This window comes from Kitasatospora sp. LaBMicrA B282 (genome assembly GCF_050325825.1).
Lineage (GTDB): Bacteria > Actinomycetota > Actinomycetes > Streptomycetales > Streptomycetaceae > Kitasatospora.
Window position 1 is genome coordinate 1 of the sequence record NZ_JBNQTI010000161.1, and the last position, 21,213, is coordinate 21,213.

The window sequence follows — 21,213 nt, forward strand, 5'->3', positions numbered from 1 at the left end:
GTTCGCTCGCCCCGTGGGCGTCGACCACCTGCGTCCAGTCCGTCACCCCGGCATTCAACCCCCTCCGGAGTCCACGGTGCCACGCGGACAGCCGAAGGTGATCATTGCGGGACAGCCCTTAGGTGGATCGGCTGCAGTGGGGTCGCCCGGGGGTCGATCTTCGGCTCGGCACCTCGCTCCCTGTGCCTGGCCCTGATCTCCTCGACAGTGAGCGCCGCTGCGTCATCCTCGCCCCAGGGCGTGAGAATGGCGGCCATGCCGCCGGCTTCGTAGGCGAGTGCTTTCGGGCAGGTCTGTCCGCCCGGACGAGGGATGGCGCCAGCCCGAAGGACTGAGTGTCTATGTACCCCTGGGCGAGCTGCCCGGGGGCGTTGAGGATTTCCTCGTCAGACTGAAGGGAACCCCCCGGGGCAGCCAGGGTCGCGTCGGTCAGCTGCTCGTTCTCCGAGCGGGTCAGCGAGTTGACGGGGTCACCGCCGTGCCCCTGGAACTGGTCGCGGCCCGAGGAGTCCGCGCAGCCGCAGCCCGTGGTCTCGGCCGTCGGGACGGTTTGGCCATTGGTGAACGAGTTCAGGGTTGGCGTCTGAGCCTCGCTCGACCACCCCGTGTCGCACGACCAGTCGAGCCCCCGGGTGCTCTGGGTCACCGCTGTCATGGAGTAGGCGAATTTGGCGTAGTAGCCCGTGTTGGGCTGCAGCGTGGTGTTTCCCGAGGAGTTGTACAACTCGAACTGGAACGCTGACGAACTGGTTCCATCGGAGCAGTGTCAAAATTCATCTTGTGTGACAGAAGTCAACTCATGTTCCCCATGGGCCAGTGACAGCTCTAGCGAATTCAGGCCAGGTGTATCTTGTATGCCGGTCTAGCCAGGACCTCAGCTCAGCCGTGGACGAGCAGAATGCCTCTCGGAGAGGATCAACCTTTGAGTCACAAGGCTGCTGAGACACACGACGCCACTACGCAAGGACTGGTGGCCTTCCTCCGCGCCCGACTTCAGGACGACTGCAACCAGGCCCGCGACGCCATGATCAACGATGGACAGTGGCGGGCGGAACGGACAGTCGTCGTCCTGGACAACGGCGCGGAGGTCTCCAACGCTTTCCTGGGCATCGGAGACCACATCGCACGATTCAACCCCGCACGGATCCTCGCCGAGGTCGCGGCGAAGCAAGCCATCGTGGACGTCTGCGAGTCCCCACACACCACGGGGTCGGCACCGGCGGCTCACCGTGAGGAGTTGCAGACCACCCTCCGCCTACTCGCCACGGTTTACGCCGATCACAGCGACTATCGCGACTCATGGCGCCCTTCGTGAGCCAAGCCTGGACTGATCGGTCAGGCCATCGCCGCCCGCGGTCGCCGTGGCTACCATCGAACACCCTGGCTCCATGCCTCGACCGCACCGCACAGTCAATGGGCACCCTGTTCCATCGCGCGCATGGACCCGCATCGATCCGTTCAGAATCTCGGTGGCGCGATGGCCCAACTTCCCTTCTCAGCGAGCCCGGTGTGCCGCGATCAGGTCCCGGTACCACCCGTACGACGCCTTCGGCGTCCGCCGCTGCGTCGCGAAGTCGACGTGCACCAGGCCGAAGCGTTGGTGGTAGCCCTCGGCCCACTCGAAGTTGTCGAGCAAGGACCAGGTGTAGTACCCCCGCACGTCCGCGCCCTCCGCGATCGCCGCGGCGAGGGCGTCCAGGTGGCCGGACATGAAGTCGATCCGGGGGCGGTCGTCGACCGTGCCGTCCGCGGCCACCTCGTCGGCGACCGAGCAGCCGTTCTCGGTGATGGTGATCGGCGGCAGCACCGAGCCGTAGCGTTCCCGCAAGCCCGCCAGGAGTTCGCGCAGGCCGTCGGGGACCACCGGCCAGCCGAAGGCCGTGCGCGGGACGCCCTCGATCTCGGCTTCGGCGAACGGGAGGCCGGGGTCGGTGGGGGCGGCGATCCGGGTGGGGTTGTAGTAGTTGAGGCCGAGGCCGTCCAGGCCGGGGGAACCGATCAGCTTCAGATCGCCGTCCCGCACGCACCCGCCGAGGTCCGCGCCGACGCCGTACGCGCTCAGGTCCGGGTAGCGGCCCAGCAGCAGCGGGTCGGTGAACAGGCGGTTGTGCAGCGCGTCGTAGGCCGCCGCGGCCGCCACGTCAGCGGGCTCGGGGCTCGCCGGCCACACCGGGGTCAGGTTGTTGGCGATCAGCACCTCGTGCCCCCGCCCGCGCAGCACCGCCGCCGCCAACCCGTGCCCCAGCAACTGGTGGTGCGCCGCCGGCAGCGCGTCCAGCATCAGCGTCCGCCCCGGGGCGTGGGTCCCCAGCGCGTAGCCGAAGACCATGTGGACGAAGGGCTCGTTGAGGGTGATCCACGCCGGCACCCGGTCCCCGAGCCGGTCCACCACCAGCTCCGCGTACTCCGCGAACCGGTACGCCGTGTCCCGGGCCAGCCAGCCACCGCCCTCCTCCAGACCCTGCGGCAGGTCCCAGTGGAAGAGCGTGGGCAGCGGCGTGATCCCCGCCGCCAACAGCGCGTCCACCAGGCGGTCGTAGAAGGCCAGGCCGGCCGGATTGGCCACCCCGCGCCCCGCCGGCTGCACCCGCGGCCAGGCGATCGAGAACCGGTACCCGTCCACCCCCAGCCCGCACATCAGCGCCACGTCCTCGGCGTAGCGGTGGTAGTGGTCACACGCCACCGCACCCGTGTGCCCACCCCGCACCGCCCCCGGCCGCGCCGCGAACACGTCCCACACCGAGGGGCCGCGCCCGTCCTCGTCCGCCGCGCCCTCGATCTGGTACGCAGCCGTGGAGACACCCCAGCGGAACCCGGCCGGCAGCTCACTTCGGTTCGGCATGTCCAACCCCCCAGAGAGAGATGAGGAGACCTCATGTTAGTGAGTCGCCGTCAGAACACCAGCCCCCAGGCGGTCTCAACCGAGGGCGCGGTCCAGGTTGACGGCGGCACTGATCAGCGAGAGGTGGGTGAACGCCTGTGGGAAGTTGCCGAGTTGTTCCCCGGTGCGGCCGATCTCCTCGGCGTAGAGGCCGACGTGGTTGGCGTAGGTGAGCATCTTCTCGAAGGCCAGCCGGGCCTCCTCCAGGCGCCCGGCGCGGGCGAGCGCCTCGACGTACCAGAAGGAGCAGATCGAGAACGTGCCCTCGGAGCCGCGCAGGCCGTCGGGGCTGGCCTGCGGGTCGTAGCGGTAGACCAGCGAGTCGGAGACCAGGTCCGCGGTGAGCGCGTCCAGGGTCGAGAGCCACTTGGGGTCGGTGGGCGAGATGAACTTGGCCATCGGCATCATCAGCACCGAAGCGTCGAGCACGTCGCCGCCCAGCCCCTGGACGAACGCCCCGCGCTCGGCCGACCAGCCCTCTCGCATGATCTGCCGGTAGATCGCGTCCCGGCTCCGCTGCCAGCGCGGGAGGTCGGCCGGCAGGCCGCGCCGGTTGGCCATCCGGATCGCCCGTTCGATCGCCACCCAGCACATCAGTCGCGAGTAGACGAAGTTGCGCCGGCCGCCCCTGGTCTCCCAGACGCCCTCGTCGGGCTGGTCCCAGTGGTCGCAGAGCCAGTCCACCACCGCGCCGACCTCGTCCCAGTGCTCGCTGCTGATCGGCTGCCCCCACTTGTCGTACAGGTAGACGGAGTCGATCAGCGCTCCGTAGATGTCCAGCTGGAGCTGCTTGGTGGCGGCGTTGCCGACCCGCACCGGAGCGGATCCCAGGTACCCCTCGAGGTGGCCGAGCTCGGACTCGGGCAGCTCGCTGCGCCCGTCGATGCCGTACATGATCTGCAGCGGACTGGCGGGGCCGTTCCCGCGCCTGATGCACCGCTGCGACAGGAACCCCATGAACGCCTCGGCCTCCGAGGTGAAGCCCAGCCGGAGCATGGCGTAGACGCAGAAGGCGGCGTCGCGCACCCAGACGTACCGGTAGTCCCAGTTGCGTTCACCACCGACCCACTCGGGCAGGCTGGTCGTCGGCGCGGCCACGATCGCCCCGGTCGGCGCGTAGGTGAGCAGCTTCAGCGCCAGCGCGGAGCGGTGCACCATCTCCCGCCACCGGCCGCGGTAGCGCGAGCGGCCCAGCCAATGGGACCAGAACCGGACCGTCGCCTCGAACTGCTCCTGCGCCTCGGCGTGCGGACAGGCCCGCGGGTGGACGTCGTCGCCGACCTGGTCGAGGGCGAACACCACCGACTCCCCTTCGAGGAGTTTGAAGTGCGAGCGCACGTCCGTGCCGTCGCACTCGAGCGGCGCGGTGGAGGTCAGCGCCAGCGAGATCGACGGGGACTCGAAGACCGCCTCGTGCGCCTGCGCGTGCACGGTGTGCGGTTCGGCCCCGTAGCCGAACCGGGGAGCGATCAGCGCGGCGAACGGCAGCGTGCCCCGGACGCACACCACGCGCCGGATCAGCCGGTGTCGGGCCGCCTCGCGAGACCCGTCGACGACCGGCATGAAGTCCTGGATCTCCGCCACCCCGTCGGCGGCGTAGAACCGCGTGATCAGCACGTTGGTGTCGGGGAAGTAGAACTGCCGGGTGCGCGCCGGCACGTCGGCGGCGAGTTCGAACGACCCGCCCCGGTCGGCGTCCAGGATGGACCCGAAGACGCTGGGTGCGTCGAAGCGGGGGCAGCAGTACCAGTCGATGGTGCCGTTGGTCCCGACGAGCGCGGCGGTGCGGAGATCACCGATCAGGCCGTGCTCGGAGATCGGCAGATAGCGTGTGGTGTCCATCCGCCCGGATCCGTTCCCGAACTCCATGCCGGCCTCCCTACCGTTTCGCCGTGGGCAGCTGCGGGGACCGAGAAGACCTTGTGTCTCATGCTTGTGTCTCATGGTAGATCGCCCCCGGCGGGACCGTTCGGCCGCGATCCCGGCCCTGGCAGGAGGGCCTGCACGCCGGCGGGGCGCCGACCGCACGCCCACGCGCTCTGGGCCGCCGGGGGCGCGGCGGCGTCTAATGGAATGGGTGGCGCCCAAGCAGGCCCGAGAAGGCCCGAGAAGGCCGGAGAAGCGCGCGGATCCACCCGGCCGCCCCGCCGGTAGCCGCGACAGGAGGCAGCACATGGTCGACACGATCACCCCCGCCGTCGCGACCGCCCGCCGCCCGCTGGTGGGCCGGGTGGTGCTCGGGGCGGTGCTGCTGGCGGTCTGCTGGCCGGTGTACTGGCAGGTGGCGGGCTCGGTCGGCCGGCTGGGCTTCTTCGGCACCTGGCTGGGCTACGTGGTGATCGCCGACGCACTCGTGCTCCGGCGGACCGGGACCTCCCCGCTCACCCGTGCGGGATGGCGGTACGCGGGGGTGTTCGCGCTCTCGGTGCCGTTCTGGTGGGCCTACGAGGGCCTCAACCTGCTCACCGGGAACTGGACGTACGCCCCGACCAACTGGGACCGCTCACCAACCTGGGCGCTGCTCTACTCCCTCGACTTCGCCACCGTGCTGCCCGCGCTCTTCGTGACCGCGGAGCTGGCCCGCTCGTTCCGCCGCACCGGCGCGCCGCGGCCGGTCGGCGGGCAGGTCGGCGAGCCGGGGCGGATCCCCGGCCCGGTGCTCCGGGCGCTGCCGGCGGCCGTGCTGCCGGTGCTGGTCGTGCTCGCCGTGTGGCCGAACGAGGCGTACCCGCTGCTCTGGCTGGTGCTCTTCCTGCTGCTGGACCCGGTCAACGCCCTGGCCGGCCGGCCGAGCCTGCTGGCGGACGCCGCCCACCGCCGCTGGGGGCTCCTGGTCACCCTCGGCGCGGCCGCGCTGGTCTGCGGGTTCTTCTGGGAGATGTGGAACTCCCGCTCGGCGCTGGTGTGGGCGTACCACGTACCGGGGCTGGACGGCACCGCGCACCTGTTCGCGATGCCGGTGGTCGGCTACCTCGGGTACATCCCGTTCATGTGGTCGGCTTACGCCAGCTACCAGGCGTTGCAGCAGCCGCTCCGGCTGCCGCCGCTGGTGGCGTGAGGACCCCGAGGCCGGTGCGGCAGCCGCTCAGCAGGCGGGTGGCAGCCCGGTCAGTGCGGTCAGTGCGGTCAGTGCGGTCCGCGGCCGGGGTCACGGCCGATGTCGCGGCCGAGTTCGAGGGCGAGGACCTGGTCCAGGCGGACGCAGGTCTCGAAGCGGGTGCCCGCCGCCAGGTCGGCCCGCTCCGCCACCGCCTGCACGGCCCGCAGCGCGACCCGGGCGTCCAGGTCCTCGTGCACGGCGTCGATGCTCGCCCGGACCAGGTCGGCGTCCAGCGGGCGGGACGGTTCGTTGGCGAGGTCGGCCACCAGTGCGCGCCAGCGGGCCAGCGTGGCCGCGGCCGCGGAGAGCGCGTCGACGTCCAGGGCGAGCGGGGCGGCGGGGGCGTGGTCGAGCAGGGCCAGGCGCAGCGCGAGCGGGTCCGGCTCGCCGGCCGCGATCGGGGACAGCGGCTCGGCGTCGGGCGCCGGATCCGCGTCCGGTAGCGCTCCGGTCACCGGGCCGACGGCCAGCAGCGGCACGGCCGGCGGACCGGGCTCGGCCGGCAGACCGGGCTCGGCGGGCGGGCGGCTGGTGATGGTCAGGTCGGCCGCCGACCGGCCCGCGGCGTCCGCCGCTTCCGCCCCTTCCACCGCCTCCTCGCGCGGGCTCAGCCGGGCGGGCGGGTGGATGCCGAGCCGGTCGGCGGCCGCCAGCAGCACCCGGAGCCCGTCTGCGGGGGCGGCCGGGTGGGCGAGCTCGGTGAACACCTGCAGGCCCTGGATCTCGCAGGCGCGGGCCAGCACGTCCCCGGTCAGCAGGGCACGCAGGTCCCGGAGGCCGAACAGGTGGCCCGGCCCGCCGACGTCGAGGGTCACCCGCAGGAGTCCGGCCCGGCCGGGGCGGACCGGGGTGCGCCGGCCCGTGCGCGCGTCGGTGATGTGCAACGGTCTCTCCCTGGATCGACTGGGCGGTGCGTCCGGTCCTGCGGTGCGTGCGGTCCTGCGGTGCGTGCGGTCAGGATGCGGCACCGCCCCGGTCTTCGGCGGCTCCGCGGCCGGCGGGTTCGGCGAGTCCCCACCGAAGGTCCTGCCGGCCCGGCCCCGGCAGCTCCGGACGGGCGGCACGAACCGGCGCCTCGGAGGCCGGCGCCTCGATGGCAGGAAGCTCAGTAGCAGGGTTGCCGCGCCAGCAGCTGTCCGCGCGCACCTCGCTGCCCTTCATCAGGAACGCGTCCGCCGCCAGCACCGAGCCGTCGGCCATGGTCACGCCGTAGTGGACGAACGCGCCCGCTCCGATGGTGCAGCCCGCGCCCACCACGATCCGGTCGGACTTGAAGGTGCCGTCCTCCATGGAGTGCCCCTGCAGCACGCTCCCGGCCCCGAGCACGCTGCCGTCGCCGATCGAGACCAGGGTCCGCTCGGGGATGCGGACACCGTCGTCGAGCACCCGGCGGCCGACGCGGACGCCGAGCAGCCGCCAGACCAGCGGCTTGAACGGGGTGCCGTCGAGCACGGTCGCCTGCCGGGTGCAGTCGAGCTTCCACTGGCGCTCGTACCGCCAGTACACCGGCTCGTAGATGGAACTGAGGGTGGGTCGCAACCGGCCGAAGCCCAGCGCCGCCCGTTCGACCAGGATCGCGGAGCCCAGCGAGTACAGGTAGCTGACCACGACCCCGGCGGCGACGGCCACCGGGCCGGCCCGCCGGGACACCTCGACGGCGACGATGTTGACCAGCACGACACCGCCCAGGCCGACGCTGCGGGTGAGCGCGAACACCGCGGCGCTGACCAGGTTGTGGCGCGTCTTGGCGGCGAGCCGGCGGCGGAAGTCCGCGCCGCCGCCGGCACCGGGGTCGGCGCGGGCGTCCCGGCGGACCGTGCGCGGGATCTCGAAGCACGGCGAGCCGAGCAGCCCGGTGTCCTGCCGCACCGGGCCGTCCAGCGGGACCAGGACCTTGGTGGCGAGCAGGCAGTTGTCGCCCACTCGCCCGCCGGCGGGGAAGACCACCTCGTTGCCGAGGAAGTTGCGGGCCCCGATCCTGGTGCGGCGCAGCCGGAACGAGGTGGCGGAGTACTCGGCGTTGACGATCGACAGGCCGTCGCAGGCCATCGTCCCGGTGCCGACCGAGGTGAGGTGGGGAGCGTCCTGCCGGGTCTCGATGCCGAAGTTGGAGCCGGTCTGCACCACCCGGTGCAGCCGGTAGCCGAGCGCCCGGAGGTAGTGGACGACCAGCGAACTGTCGCCCACCAGGTAGCCGAGGGTGCGCGAGTTCCCGAACCGCACGGCCGCCCGGTGGACCGCATAGCGGAACCCGTGCAGCGGGTGGTCCCGGTCCGGTTCGACCAGCAGCGCGGCCAGCCGCGGCACCCCGACCGCGAGCGCGAGCAGGCCGCACCAGCCGGCGGCGCACAGCGCGGCCAGCAGCAGCGACTCGGCTGCCCAGGCACCCTGGCCACCGGCGGCCCAGCCATCCGGTCCACCGGCGGCCCACCACCGTGCGACGGCTCGGCCGACCGACTCGGCGGTGAACAGCAGCACCGGAGCGCCGACCAGCAGCAGGCTCAGCAACTGGACGACCGGGTAGCCGACCCGACGCACGGCACTGCGGGGCGCCGCACCGGTGGCCCGGTACTCGACGGTGCAGCGGCGGGCCGGCGAACCGTGCCAGGACTCGCCGTCGGGCACCGCCTGGCCCTGGTGCAGGCTGGAGCTGTGGCCGAGTTGGGCGCCCTCCCCCAGCGCCACGCCCATGTCCAGCGTGCTCGCCTCGCCCACGAACGCCTGCCGGCCGAGGGTGATGCGGCCGGTGCGGATCCGGTCGCGGTCCGCCCGGTAGCCGTCGAGCCGGGCGTCGCGGCGGATCACCGCACCGTCCCCGATGGTGAGCAGGTCGGTGCAGACCGGCAGCCGGTCGGTGAGGATCAGCACGTTCCGTCCGATCCGCGCGCCGAGCAGCCGCAGGTGGAGCACCTGGAGCGGTGATCCGACGAAGAGCCGCAGCGGGCTGGACCCGACCAGCAGCCGGACCAGCCAGAACCGGAGGTACCCGAGGCTCCACAGCCGGATCTCCCGCGGCCGCCAGCGGCCGATCAGCAGCCACTTGGCCACGACGGGGACGGCGCAGAGCACGGCGAAGCCCGTCCCGCCGACCGCGACCGCCCGCAGGTAGCCGCCGAGCGCGGACCGAGCCGCGGCCACCCAACCGGCGCCCGCGGCGGCGGCCACCGCGTAGCCGGAGAGCAGGGCGATCAGGGCCAGCGCCTGGAGCGTGCCGCAGAGCAGGTACCGCCAGGTCGCCACCGGGGGAAGGCGCGCCCCCGCGTCGTGCGGTGCGGGCGGCGGCTCCGCTGCGGGGGCCGGCCGCTCGGCGGCTGCCGGCTGCTGACCAGCCGTCACGGCCACGGCCAGGCTCCGGACGGTCGGCGCGAGGTACACGTCCCGCATCGACACCACGGGCGCCCCCGGGCGTTCGCGCACCCGCGCGCAGAACCGGGCCAGCACCAGGGAGTCGGCCCCGAGCTCGTCGAAGAAGTGGCTGTCGACCGGGACTTCGGGCCGGCGCAGTGCCGCCGCCAGCGCCTCGGCCAGCAGGCGTTCGGTCGCCGTGGCCGGGGCGCTGTGCGCCGGGGCAGTGTGCGCCGGGGAGGTGCGCACCACAGCGGTATGCACCGGCCCGCCGGCTAGGTGCAGCCCGGTCGGGGCGGGCAGGTTGCGGCGGTCCGCCTTGTCCCCGGCGGTCATCGGGATGGCGTCGAGCCGCTCCAGGTACTTCGGCACCATGTAGCCCGGCAGCCGCTCGCGCAGCCGGGCCGCGAGTTCCCGCGCGCTCGGGGCAGGCACGTTTCTGCGCAGGCTGTAGTAGCCCGCCAGCTCGACCACCCCGGGCTCGGGCTCGACGGCGGTCACCACCGCCTGGGCGATCCCCGGCAGTTGCCGCAGCACCGACTCGATCTCGGTCAGCTCGATCCGGTAGCCGCGGACCTTGACCTGGGTGTCGATCCGGCCCAGGTACTCGATCTGCCCGGCCGCGTCGAACCGGGCGAGGTCGCCGGTGCGGTAGATCCGTCCGGAGGGGTTGTCGGCGATGCCCAGGAAGTCCTTGACGAACACCCGCTCGGTGAGCTCGTCCCGGTTGAGGTACCCGCGGGCCAGGCCGATGCCCGCGATGCCGAGCTCCCCGGTCTCGCCGCGGTCCAACGCCCGGTCCTGCTCCGGGTCCAGGACGACCACCGAGTAGGTCGGCAGCGGGACGCCGATGGTCACCGGCCGCTCGGGGTGGACCGTCGTCCAGGTCGCGCTGACCGTCGCCTCGGTCGGCCCGTACACGTTGAGGAAGCGGCGGCCGGGCCGGTGCCAGCGGGCCACCAGGTCCGGCGGGCAGGCCTCCCCGGAGACCAGCAGGAACCGCAGCTGCGGCAACTCCTCCTCCAGGGTGGCCAGCAGGGTCGGGACGCAGCAGAGCGCGGTGATCCGCCGGTCGACGAGGAACTCGTGGAGCTCGTACCCGACCAGGCTGCCGCCGCCCGGTTTGGGCACCACGGTGGCACCGGCCAGCCAGGGCACCCAGAGCTCCTCGATCGAGAAGTCGAAGGCGATGGTCATGCCCTGGTACACGCGGTCGTCGGGACGGATGCCGTACGCCTCGGCCGCGACCCGGACGAAGTTGCAGATGGCGGCGTGCTCCACCGCGACGCCCTTGGGCCGGCCGGTCGACCCGGAGGTGTAGATCACGTACGCCAGGTCGTCGCCCGGGCCGCAGCGCTCGGCTTCGGCCACCCGGTGAGTGCCGCACGCGGCGACGGCCGGCGCCGCCTCGTCCAGGCACAGCACCTCGCACGGCAGGTCGGTCGCCCCCGGCCCGAGGCCCGCCCGCAGGTGGGCGAGGGTGAGCAGCAGGCCGACGCCGGCGTCGCCCGTGATGAAGGCGATGCGCTCGGCGGGGAAGCCGACGTCGAGCGGGACGTAGGCGGCCCCGGCCTTGAGGACGGCCAACATCCCGACGTACGAGGGCAGGGCCCGGTCGAAGAGCAGGCCGACCCGGTCGCCCGGGCGGACCCCGCGGGCGAGCAGGAACCGGGCCAGCTGGTTGGCGCGGGCGTCGAGCAGGTCGTAGGTCAGCGCGGAGTCGCCCGCCTGGTCCGCGTCCGCGGCGAGGTCGACGGCCGTGCGGTCGGCCAGGCCGGCGGCGCGCAGCCGGTCGCAGCGCTCCTCGAACAGCCGCTCCAGGCGCTCCCCCGCCCGCCGGGAACCGGCGTCCGGGCCGCCGACGCCGGTCATGACCAGACCGGTGCGGTCGAACACCGCCCGCGGTACCGCTGCCACCGTCATCCCAGCCCACCCTCGTCCACCGAACCCGCTACGGCCATCAACGCCCACGACGGGCCGCGGGTCACGGGGCCGCGCGTCCGGGGCGTTCAGCAGCGAGACGGGCCAGGACCGCCGGATCGGCCAGCACCAGTCGGGCCAGGGCCAGTTGCCGCGCCTTCGCCGGGTCCGGCGCCGCACCGCCCGGACCGACCGCGCCGTCCAGGCAATCCGAGGCGGGCTCATGATATGCATTCGCCCGGAACCCCGGGATGCGGCAGAGTAGTTCAAAGGGTGCCACGGCGGGCGACCACGGGAGCGGACGGGAGCGGACGGCGGATGAGCGAGTTGAGCCTCGAAGCGGCGGAACCCGAGCTGCGGCGCAAGCCGGTGCAGCAGCGCAGCCAGGAGCGGCTGGAGCGGATCCTGGACGCCTGTGCCGAGTTGCTCGACGAGGTGGGCGCGGCCGCGCTGACCACCAAGGAGATCGCCGCCCGCGCCCAGGTCCCGATCGGCACGCTCTACCAGTTCTTCACCGGCAAGCAGAGCCTGCTCGCCGCGCTGGCCCGGCGCAACCTGCGGCGCTACCTGGACCGGCTGACCCGGCGGCTGGCGGCCGAGTCGCCGCAGGACATCGGCGGGTTCGTGGACCTCGCGGTGGAGGAGTTCGTCGCGATGAAGCGCGCGGTGCCCGGCTTCGGCGCGCTGGACTTCGGCCTCACCGGCCCGACCCCGCCGGCCCTGACCGACGTCGAACACCTGCTGGACGGCACCCTCGACAACAACAGCGCGGTCGCCCGGCTGCTGCACCGGCTCACCGACGAGCAGCTGACCGGCGACGCGACCCGCCCCGGCCCGCTGGCCCTGCGGGTGGCCCTGGAGTGCGCGGATGCGGTGCTCAAACTCGCCTTCCAGCACGACCGGGACGGCGATCCGACGCTGATCGCCGAGTGCAAGTTGCTGCTCCGCCGCTACCTGGCGGGCTGACCCGGCCGCGTGCCCGGGCCGACCTGAGCCGGGCTCGGTCGGGCCCGACGGCGCTCGACCGGCCCCAACCCGTCCAAAGCTCCCCTCCAACGGAACATGAGTTCGGCGCACGTACGGCGAACCGATCCTGCACCCCCCGCAGGGGTCAATTCCCGCCCGGAGGGCGCAAATCGTTGCTCCGGCACGTTCGCAGCTGATTATCGTCCTGCGCATGCAAGGCGACGACGACGGCCGGCCGCAGCTGCCGGACCGGCACCACCTGTTGGGCGGGCCGGTCCCCGGGCACCCCGGCTCCGTGCCGGACCACCGCGGCCACCACCAGGACCGCCCCGACCACACCGAGGCCGACACCAGGGCCGACGCCGGGGGCCGCCCCGACCTGCCCCACCCACCGCTCCCGCCGCACCCCCCGCACCTGTGTCCGCCGCCGGCACCGCCCCCGCCACCCTGCCCGCCGCCCGCGCCGGGCCTGCCGCACCACTGGTGCTGGTGCCCGCCGCCCCCACCACCGCCCCCGCCCTGCGAGGCCTCGGAGGCGCCCCTGCCGCCCCCGACCCCAGCACCGCCGCCCCCAGCGCCGACCCCGCGCCCGACACCCCCACCACCGCCACCACCCCCCGCGCCCAGCCCGCCCCCGCCCAAGGCGGCCGCCCCCGCAGCGCACCCGACCCCACCGCCGCCGCCCCGGCCCGCCACCCACCTGCCACCGCCCCCGCCGCCCGCCCAGGTGCACGCGGTCACCGCGGTCCCGACCCGCCCACCGGACGCCTCCACGCCCCCGGCGGACGCCCAGAGCGCGTTCGCGCTCGTCGTCATCACCGTCCCGGCCGTCCTCGCGGCCGCCGTCAGTTTCATCAACCAGCACACCGGGAGACGTCGTTGAGCATCGGAATCGTCCTCGCCGTGGCCTTCGGCGCCGCCGTGGCCGTGGGCATCCTGGCCGCCTTCGGCCGCACCCACCGGTCCCGCGAGGGGACCTTCTCCGGGGGCGCGCTCAGCTTCCTCGGTTCGGCCTCGCTCTCCTCCTTCATCCTGGTCGCCGCCTTCCTGATCGCCGGCTCCTGGTCCAACCTGAACACCGCCCGCGGCCACACCTGGGACGAGGCCCGCGCGCTGAACGCCGCGTACACCGACGCCGACGCCAGTACCCGGCCGCTGCTGCGCTCCTACGTCAACGACGTGATCGGCCCGGACTTCAGCGCGATGACCCACGGCGGTTCGGACCCCGGCACCTGGGCCGGCCTGGACGCGGTCCGCGCCCACGTGCAGGCCGAGCCCGACTCGCCGCAGCGCACCACCGAACTGAGCGACCTGGACGACATCTACACCAAGCGCCAGGTCCGCCTCGCCGACACCTCGCTCTCGCTCCCCTCCCCGCTCTACCCCGCGCTGGTCGGCACCGGCCTGCTGGTCCTGCTGTACGCACCGATCGCGGGGCTCACCTTCCACCGGCGGGAGGCGATCGCGCTGGGCCTGGTCGGCGCGGTGGTCGGCTTCGGCATCTACCTGGTGCTGCACATGACCCACCCGTACACCGGCCCGATGCACGTCACCCCGGTGGCCTACCAGCAGAGCCTGGAACGCTTCAGCCAGCTCTCCCGGCAACCCAGTTGACGGCACCTCCGGCACCGACCGGAGCCGATCGAGGGGCGGACGACCGGCGTCGTCCGCCCCTCGGCTATCCTCCCCCCATGGTGCGCAGGAGCGGACAGGCCCGGAACCTCGTCGTCGGCGAGGAGACCTTCCGCTGGACCGTGGGCCACGCGCACGACGTCGACGAATCCCGGGTCGTCGGCCGTTACCAGGACTGCCGCGAGATCCTGACGCTGCGCCGCCGGGGCGCCGCGGGCCGGGTGTGGCTCGTCTTCCGCGACGGTCCCGGCCGCCTGGTCCCGGACGGCATCCTGCACTCGGGGGCGGTCGGGACCACCGGCGGCGACTGGCTGAACCTGCACGAACCCGGCACCGCCAGGGCCCTGCTCGACCAGGTCCGCGCCGACGGCTGGGACCCGGGCGACCCGAGGACCCGGCACCTCGACGGCTGGCCGCTCTTCGACGCCGTGGTCGCCCGACGAAGCGCCGGCACCGCCCGGCCGTAGCCACCGCCACCCAGCCGTAGCCGCCACCGCGCGGCCCCGACCGCCCCTCGGCCCGCCCGATGATCGACAATGGCCGCCATGAGGTTGATCTCCGGGCTCGGCGGCGCCGTGCTGCTCGCGCTGACCATCGCCAGCATCCTGCGCACCCTGGTGGTGCCGCGCGGGCTCTACTCCTCGCTCCAGTGGTGGCTCTGGCGCTCGCTGCGCGCCCTGCTGCACACGGTCGCGGCCCCGTTCGGGAACTACCGCGCGCACGACCGGGCGCAGGCCTGGCTGGCCCCGCTGGTGCTGGTCGGCATGCTGTTCTGCTGGCTCTGCGCGCTGCTGGCCTGCTTCACCCTGTTGCTGCACGCCGACTCCGGGCTCTCCTGGAGCGTCTCGGTGCGCGAGGCCGGGTCCAGCCTCTTCACCCTCGGTTTCGCCAGCGGCGACCGGCTGCGGCTCTCGGTGCTGGACTTCCTGGCGGCGGCCAGCGGACCGGTGGTGATCGCGCTGCAGATCGCCTACCTGCCGACCCTCTACACCTCCTACAACCGCCGCGAGCTGGAAGTGACCCTGCTGCAGTCCCGGGCCGGCGAGCCCGCCTGGGGGCCCGAGCTGCTGGCCCGCCAGTCACTGGTGGACACCGAGACCGCGCTGCCGCAGCTCTACCGGGACTGGGAGCGACTGGCGGCCGAACTGGGCGAGAGCCACTCCAACTACCCGGTGCTGCTCGCCTTCCGCTCGCCGCAGCCGTACCGCAGCTGGATCGTCGGGCTGATCGCGGTGATGGACGCGGCCGCCATCCAACTGGCCGTCAGCCCGCGCACCGCCCCGCCGGAGGCCCGGCTGGTGCTGCGGGCCGGCTTCACCGCGCTGCGCGACATCGCCCGGGTGGTCCGGATCGACTTCGACCCGGACCCGGAGCCGGACGGCCCGATCCGGATCGGCTACGCCGAGTTCGACGCCGCCGTCACCATGATCAACGCCGCCGGCTTCGCCACCGAGCGCCCGAGCGTGCTGGCGTACCCGCACTTCCACGGCTGGCGGGTCAACTACGAGCCCATCGCTTACGCGCTGGCCCGCCGCTGCGACGCCGTCCCCGCGCTGTGGACCGGCCCGCGCGACTTCCCCGCCACCCCGATCCCGCCCCGCCGCCCGGCCGACCGCCGCCCCGGCGCCAAGGCCTGACGGCGCCGACCGCCGGCCCGCAGCCCAGCCCGCCCCCGTCAGCCTCCGCTATGCCTCCGTCCCGCCGCCGCTCCCGGCTCCGCGGCGCAGGGCGGCCAGCTCGGTCAGGGCGGCGCCGCGTTCGCGCGGATCGTCCAGCAGCGAGGCGTGCAGGTGCTGCGCCCGGGCCGCCTGCGGGAGGTCGCCCAGCTCCGCTGCTTCCCGGGCCAGCTCCCCCAGCAGCACCGCGTCCCGCGGCCCCGCCTCGTCGAGCAGCCGCACCAGGAGGCAGCGCGCCCACTCGGTGCGCCCCTGCTGCCGGGCGAGCCGGGCCCAGACCAGGTCGGGCTCGGCGGCCGGGTCCGCGCCGCCGCCGGTCGCCGCCAGCTCGGCCAGCCAGCGGGCGAGCTCCGCTTCCGCAGCCGGGGCCGTCACCCGCACCGGCTCCACCTCGTACCGGGCCGCCGCCAGCACCCGCGCCCGGCGGGCCGGGTCCGCGACCCACCCGGGCAGCTCGCCGGCCGCCGCCCGCAGCTGCGCCAGGTCGGCCCGGGCCGGGGTTAGGGGGTGTCTTTCGGATCACGTCGGATCAGCGGGCGTCGTTGGGGTGCGTGCATCGGCGGCGCCGAGGAGGGAGTCCATGCGGAGCATCGGCGACTGACGAGAAGCCGTCGAGGTGCGTGCCCCGGCGGCGACCGCCCGGCGTGATCCGAAAGACACCCCCTAGCGCACTCTCCCAGGGCCGCGGGCGGGGCAGCCGGTCGAGCGGCTGGTACGCGCACAGCTCCTCGGCGTTGAGCAGCAGGTGGTCCGGCTCGGTGCGGAGCAGCGCGCGGTGCAGCCGGCGGATCAGCTCGGGCTGCGGGAGCTGCCGCAGGCCCAACCCGGCCAGCAGCGTCGCCCGGTCCTCGTCGAGCTCGGGGCCGTAGTACTCGCGTTCCTCCTCCTCGGTCTCGGCGACGGCGGCGGCCAGCGCGGCGTCGTCGGCGTCCGGGTCGAGCCCGAGGTAGCCGTGCCAGCCCGGCAGACCGATCATCACCTCCAGGGCCTCGTCGAGGCTGTCGCCGACCACGCCCGCCGCGCCCTCGGAATCGGCGTAGAGCACCGCCCCGTCGGCGCAGACGAAGTAGGTGCCGCCCGTGTCGTCCCCGGCCACCGGCTCCAGGGCGGCGCCGGAGGCCAGCCGCACCGCCTCGACGTGGTCGTCCCGGGCGATGTCGACGTTGAAGGGGTAGGCCGCGAGGTCGGCTAGGTCCGAGTGCTCGCGCAGCAGCTCGATGGCACGGTGATCGGTCACGCCGGGGACGCTAGCAGGCCCCGCCGACACCGCTCCCACCCACCGCTCCCACAGACCGCTCCCACCGACCGGACCCGGCGTCCGGTGGGCGTCATTTCCGTTGCCCCTCACCACCGCCCTTTATTGTCTGATGATCTGACTCACGCATATAGGCTCGAACTCCAAACCTACTGACGGTCATGCGTTTCTCTCATAGGGCGCTTTTCAGTACCGCGCACGCCCCTTTGAGCGCTCGATGCGCCCTTGGGGCGCAAAGTCGGAGAAACGCTTCCCCGGAGAGCAGCGGTTTCGGCGGTGTCCCCCTCTTGGGCCGCAGCCGTGCGATGGAATCTGACTACGCAACGGATTCCATCGCGGCGCCGGTCTTCCCCCGGCTGCGGCGACCGTGACGAATGGAGAGAGAGCCGATGTCGATCGAGACCGGTCCGGCACCGACCGAACCCCAGCAGGTCCAGGTGCGCGCCCAGCTCAGCCTGAGCACGGTGGCGGCGCGCAACCTGGCCACCACCACCAAGTCCGAACCGCAGATGCAGGGCATCAGCTCCCGCTGGCTGCTGCGCGCGCTGCCCTGGGTCCAGGTCTCCGGTGGTACCTACCGGGTCAACCGCCGGCTCAGCTACGCGGTCGGCCGCGGCCGGGTGACCTTCGCCAAGACCGGCTCCCAGGTCCGGGTGGTGCCGCCGTCGCTGCGCGAGGTGCCGGTGCTGCGCGACGTCGAGGACGAGGCGCTGCTGGGGGAGCTGGCGAGCCGGTTCACCCAGCGCGACGTCGCGGCCGGCGAGGTGCTGGTGGAGGCCGGCCAGCCGATCGACGAGATCTTCCTGATCGCCCACGGCAAGATCAACAAGGTCGGGCTCGGCAAGTACGGCGAGGCCGCCGTGCTCGGCCACCTGGCCGACGGCGACCACCTCGGCGACGAGGCGATCCAGCAGTCCGACGCGCTGTGGGAGTACACCGTCAAGGCGGCCACCGCCGGCACCGTGCTCACCATGCCCTGGGCCGCGTTCAACGCGATGCTCGAGCGCTCCCCCGAACTGCGCGAGCAGGTCGAGCAGTTCATCGCCGACTCCGGGCAGGCGCAGAACCAACACGGCGAGGCCGAGATCGAGCTGGCCGCCGGCCACGAGGGCGAGCACGACCTGCCCAGCACCTTCGTCGACTACGAGCTCGCCCCGCGCGAGTACGAGCTGAGCGTCGCACAGACCGTGCTGCGGGTGCACAGCCGGGTCGCCGACCTGTTCAACGACCCGATGAACCAGATCGAGCAGCAGTTGAAGCTCACCATCGAGGCGCTGCGCGAGCGCCAGGAGTACGAGCTGGTCAACAACGAGGACTTCGGCCTGCTCGCCAACGCCGACTACGAGCAGCGGATCCAGACCCACTCCGGCCCGCCCACCCCGGACGACCTGGACGAGCTGCTCAGCATGCGCCGCGAGACCTCGCACCTCTTCGCCCACCCGAAGGCCATCGCCGCCTTCGGCCGCGAGTGCAGCAAGCGCGGCATCTACTTCGGCTCGGTCGACGTCGGCGGGCACCACATCCCGGCCTGGCGCGGGGTGCCGATCTTCCCGTGCGGCAAGATCCCGGTGGCCGACGGGCACACCTCCTCGATCATCGCGATGCGCGCCGGCGAGTCCAACCAGGGCGTGATCGGCCTGCACCAGACCGGCATCCCGGACGAGTACGAGCCCGGCCTGAACGTCCGGTTCATGGGCATCAACGAGAAGGCCGTGATCTCCTACCTGGTCAGCGCCTACTACTCGGCCGCGATCCTGGTGCCGGACGCGCTCGGCGTGCTGGAGAACGTCGAGGTCTCCCGGGCCCATGACTGAGCCGTCCGCCCCGAGTCCGGCCACTGCGCCCCCGGCCACCCCGAGCCCGCGCGACCCGCGGTCGGCTGGGGCCCCGGTCCCGTTCGGCGGCGGGCCCACCGGGCTCGGCACGACGGCCGCCCGGCCGCCCGCCCGCCCCGGCGTCGACCGCGTGGTGCACGCCCAGTCGGCGAGCAAGCGCGCACAGGCCGAGGAAGAGGCCCTGCGGCAGCTCGGCCAGGCCGCGGCCGCGTTCGCCGAGGCGGTGAGCAGCCGGCTCGACGGCGCCCGGATCCCCACCGGTCCGACCGGCCTGGGCACCGCCTCGGTCTGGCGCCCGCCGGGCACGCCGGGCAGCTGACGCGCGGTCACCCGCCAGGCCGACCGGCCCCCTGACTTCGGACCCGGTTCCGCCGACGACGGAGCCGGCGCCCGAAATTCATCCCATCATCATATGATTCCGATTCACCTGAGGAGCCCCGGCCCCATGACGACCACCACCAACCCCGCCGACGTGCTGCGCACCACCTTCCAGAAGTCGGTGGCCAACTACTGGAACACCAACCAGAACGACCCGGTCAACCTGCGGCTCGGCGAGGTCGACGGCCTGTACCACCACCACTACGGCCTGGGCCCCTACGACCCGTCGGTCCTCGAAGGCCCGGAGGAGACCCGCAACGAGCGGATCATCGAGGAGCTGCACCGACTGGAGACCGCCCAGGCGGAGGTCCTGCTGGACGCCCTCGGCGCCATCGCGCCGACCGACCGGCTGCTCGACGCCGGCTCCGGCCGCGGCGGCAGCAGCATCATGGCCAACCAGCGGTTCGGCTGCGAGATCGACGGCGTCTCCATCTCGGAGTACCAGGTCGGCTTCGCCAACGAGCAGGCCCAGCTGCGCGGGGTGGCCGACAAGGTCCGCTTCCACTTCCGCAACATGCTGGAGACCGGCCTGGAGACCGGCTCGCGCCGGGCGATCTGGACCAACGAGACCACCATGTACGTGGACCTCGACGAGGCCTTCGGCGAGTTCGCCCGGCTGCTGGAGTTCGGCGGCCGCTACGTCTGCATCACCGGCTGCTCCAACGACGTGACCGGCCTGCGCTCCAAGGCAGTCAGCCGGATCGACGAGCACTACATCTGCAACATCCACCCGCGCAGCGCCTACTTCAAGGCGCTGGCCAACAACGGCCTGGTGCCGATCTCGGTGGTCGACCTGACCGCCGACACCATCCCGTACTGGGAGCTGCGCGCCCAGTCCTCGGTCGCCACCGGCATCGAGGACCCCTTCCTGACCGCGTACAAGGAGGGCAGCTTCCACTACCTGCTGATCGCGGCCGACCGGATCTGACGCTCCCTCGACCGCCACGGCACCACCGCACCACCGCCGGGCCCGGGGGAGGCTGCCTTTCGCTTGCCTCGCCTCGGCCCCCCCCCCCCCCCCCCCCCCCCCCCCCCCCCCCCCCCCCCCCCCCCCCGGCCCGTTCGCCCACAAGTTCCCCGACCCGCTCCCTGCCCCCACCGCCCGCCCCCGCCCGCCCCCACCCACGGGAAAGTCATCAAGGTCTTGATATTCATCCAGAGATGGATGATCATCAGATCATGAACGATGCACCGCACACGACCACCGCACAGCCGCTCACCGGCCGCACCCTCCTGATCACCGGGGCCACCGGGGGCCTCGGCCGCGGGCTCGCCCTGGAGTCGGCCCGCCGCGGGGCGACCCTGCTGCTGCACGGCCGCAACCCCGACCGGCTGGACGAGGTCCTCGCCGAGGTCCGGGCCCTGGGCGCCACCGCCCGCGGCTACCTCGCCGACCTCTCCGACCTGGCCCAGGTGCGCACGCTGGCCGAACGGGTCCGCACCGCCGAACCCCGCCTGGACGTCCTGGTCAACAACGCGATCGCGCGCGTCGAGGGCCCCACCGTGCGCGGTGTCGGCGCCCAGGGCCACGAGTTGCAGCTCACCGTCAACCACCTGGCCCCCTACGCGCTGACCCGGCTGCTGCTCCCGCTGCTCACCCGGCACCCCGGCGCCCGGGTGGTCAACGTCGCCTCGATGGGCCAGGCCCCGATCGACTTCGCCGACCCGATGCTGGAGCAGGGCTACGACGGCGTGGTGGCGTACTGCCGCAGCAAGCTGGCGCTGATCATGGCGACCTTCGACCTCGCGGCCGAGCTGCCCGCCGAGCAGCTGACCGTGAACGCCGTGCACCCGGCGCACCTGATGGACACTCCGGGGCTGCGCGCCTTCGGCCTCGCGCCGCAGCTCGGCGTCGAGGAGGGGGTCCGCCCGACCATCCGGCTGATCGCCGATCCGGAGCTCGCCCTGGTCACCGGCCGCTACTTCGACCGGTTCACCGAGGCCCCCGCCCACGAGCAGGCCTACGACCCCGCCGCCCGGGCGCAGCTGGCCGAGCTGACCGCCCGCCTCACCGCCCCGTTCACCGCCCCGCTCGGCTGAGCCGCCCCGCTCGGCTGAGCCACGCCACTCGGCCGAGCCCCCCTCCTCGCCCGGGCCACGCCCACCGGCCCGCCCGGCCGGGAACGACGACGGCGGGGGGCCGCGGAGGCGCACGGGCGGGGGGGCCGGCGCGGGCGTTGCCTTTTTATTTTACACCCCCCATCCAAGGGGACCCACCGGCCCCC

At 73.3% G+C, this 21,213-nt stretch carries 16 protein-coding genes; 10 read left to right on the forward strand and 6 right to left on the reverse strand.

Features of this window, described 5'->3' with window-relative positions; all coding sequences use genetic code 11:
• Positions 1-970: 970 nt before the first annotated feature.
• On the forward strand, positions 971-1,315 hold the full coding sequence (locus tag ACQRUO_RS31600) for a DUF6221 family protein (protein ID WP_428319546.1): 345 nt from the start codon (positions 971-973) through the stop codon (positions 1,313-1,315).
• 180 nt (positions 1,316-1,495) lie between these two features.
• Here the strand turns inward: ACQRUO_RS31600 and ACQRUO_RS31605 are convergent, their stop codons facing one another.
• Positions 1,496-2,842 (reverse strand): GH1 family beta-glucosidase, encoded by a 1,347-nt coding sequence (locus tag ACQRUO_RS31605; protein ID WP_428319547.1) that lies wholly within the window; start codon positions 2,840-2,842, stop codon positions 1,496-1,498.
• Positions 2,843-2,917: 75 nt separating this feature from the next.
• Positions 2,918-4,723 (reverse strand): glycoside hydrolase family 15 protein, encoded by a 1,806-nt coding sequence (locus ACQRUO_RS31610; RefSeq protein WP_428319548.1) that lies wholly within the window; start codon positions 4,721-4,723, stop codon positions 2,918-2,920.
• A 331-nt stretch (positions 4,724-5,054) separates the two neighbouring features.
• On the opposite strand from ACQRUO_RS31610, the gene ACQRUO_RS31615 reads away from it, so the two are divergent.
• A complete protein-coding gene (locus ACQRUO_RS31615) occupies positions 5,055-5,939 on the forward strand; it encodes a hypothetical protein (RefSeq protein WP_428319549.1) in 885 nt (294 codons plus the stop codon).
• Between the two features lie 68 nt (positions 5,940-6,007).
• On the opposite strand, the gene ACQRUO_RS31620 is transcribed toward ACQRUO_RS31615, so the two are convergent.
• Both ACQRUO_RS31620 and ACQRUO_RS31625 read right to left on the reverse strand, forming a co-directional pair.
• Positions 6,008-6,865 carry a hypothetical protein gene (locus ACQRUO_RS31620; protein ID WP_428319550.1) on the reverse strand — a complete coding sequence of 286 codons (858 nt, stop codon included), beginning with the start codon at positions 6,863-6,865 and terminating at the stop codon, positions 6,008-6,010.
• 70 nt (positions 6,866-6,935) lie between these two features.
• On the reverse strand, positions 6,936-11,249 hold the full coding sequence (locus ACQRUO_RS31625; protein ID WP_428319551.1) for a Pls/PosA family non-ribosomal peptide synthetase: 4,314 nt from the start codon (positions 11,247-11,249) through the stop codon (positions 6,936-6,938).
• Between the two features lie 315 nt (positions 11,250-11,564).
• Between ACQRUO_RS31625 and ACQRUO_RS31630 the strand changes: the two genes are divergently transcribed.
• From ACQRUO_RS31630 to ACQRUO_RS31645, 4 genes are all read left to right on the forward strand, one after another.
• Complete coding sequence (locus tag ACQRUO_RS31630) at positions 11,565-12,212, forward strand: TetR family transcriptional regulator (RefSeq protein WP_428319552.1); 648 nt, start codon at positions 11,565-11,567, stop codon at positions 12,210-12,212.
• A gap of 879 nt (positions 12,213-13,091) precedes the next feature.
• Complete coding sequence (locus ACQRUO_RS31635) at positions 13,092-13,826, forward strand: hypothetical protein (protein WP_428319553.1); 735 nt, start codon at positions 13,092-13,094, stop codon at positions 13,824-13,826.
• 77 nt (positions 13,827-13,903) lie between these two features.
• On the forward strand, positions 13,904-14,311 hold the full coding sequence (locus tag ACQRUO_RS31640) for a hypothetical protein (protein WP_428319554.1): 408 nt from the start codon (positions 13,904-13,906) through the stop codon (positions 14,309-14,311).
• A 78-nt stretch (positions 14,312-14,389) separates the two neighbouring features.
• On the forward strand, positions 14,390-15,481 hold the full coding sequence (locus tag ACQRUO_RS31645; RefSeq protein ID WP_428319555.1) for a hypothetical protein: 1,092 nt from the start codon (positions 14,390-14,392) through the stop codon (positions 15,479-15,481).
• 48 nt (positions 15,482-15,529) lie between these two features.
• Here the strand turns inward: ACQRUO_RS31645 and ACQRUO_RS31650 are convergent, their stop codons facing one another.
• A complete protein-coding gene (locus ACQRUO_RS31650) occupies positions 15,530-15,895 on the reverse strand; it encodes a hypothetical protein (RefSeq protein WP_428319556.1) in 366 nt (121 codons plus the stop codon).
• 154 nt (positions 15,896-16,049) lie between these two features.
• Positions 16,050-16,757, reverse strand: coding sequence for a hypothetical protein (locus ACQRUO_RS31655; RefSeq protein ID WP_428319557.1), 708 nt, complete (start codon positions 16,755-16,757; stop codon positions 16,050-16,052).
• Between the two features lie 407 nt (positions 16,758-17,164).
• Between ACQRUO_RS31655 and ACQRUO_RS31660 the strand changes: the two genes are divergently transcribed.
• The 4 genes from ACQRUO_RS31660 (at position 17,165) to ACQRUO_RS31675 (ending at position 21,028) form a co-directional block, all read left to right on the forward strand.
• A complete protein-coding gene (locus ACQRUO_RS31660) occupies positions 17,165-18,589 on the forward strand; it encodes a family 2B encapsulin nanocompartment shell protein (RefSeq protein ID WP_428319558.1) in 1,425 nt (474 codons plus the stop codon).
• Positions 18,582-18,929: a hypothetical protein gene (locus tag ACQRUO_RS31665; RefSeq protein ID WP_428319559.1), complete on the forward strand. Its 348-nt coding sequence runs from the start codon at positions 18,582-18,584 to the stop codon at positions 18,927-18,929. The genes ACQRUO_RS31660 and ACQRUO_RS31665 overlap by 8 nt, the downstream gene beginning before the upstream one ends.
• 126 nt (positions 18,930-19,055) lie before the next feature.
• On the forward strand, positions 19,056-19,916 hold the full coding sequence (locus tag ACQRUO_RS31670) for a geranyl diphosphate 2-C-methyltransferase (RefSeq protein ID WP_428319560.1): 861 nt from the start codon (positions 19,056-19,058) through the stop codon (positions 19,914-19,916).
• 251 nt (positions 19,917-20,167) lie between these two features.
• On the forward strand, positions 20,168-21,028 hold the full coding sequence (locus ACQRUO_RS31675; protein WP_428319561.1) for an SDR family NAD(P)-dependent oxidoreductase: 861 nt from the start codon (positions 20,168-20,170) through the stop codon (positions 21,026-21,028).
• The last annotated feature ends 185 nt before the right edge of the window (positions 21,029-21,213 follow it).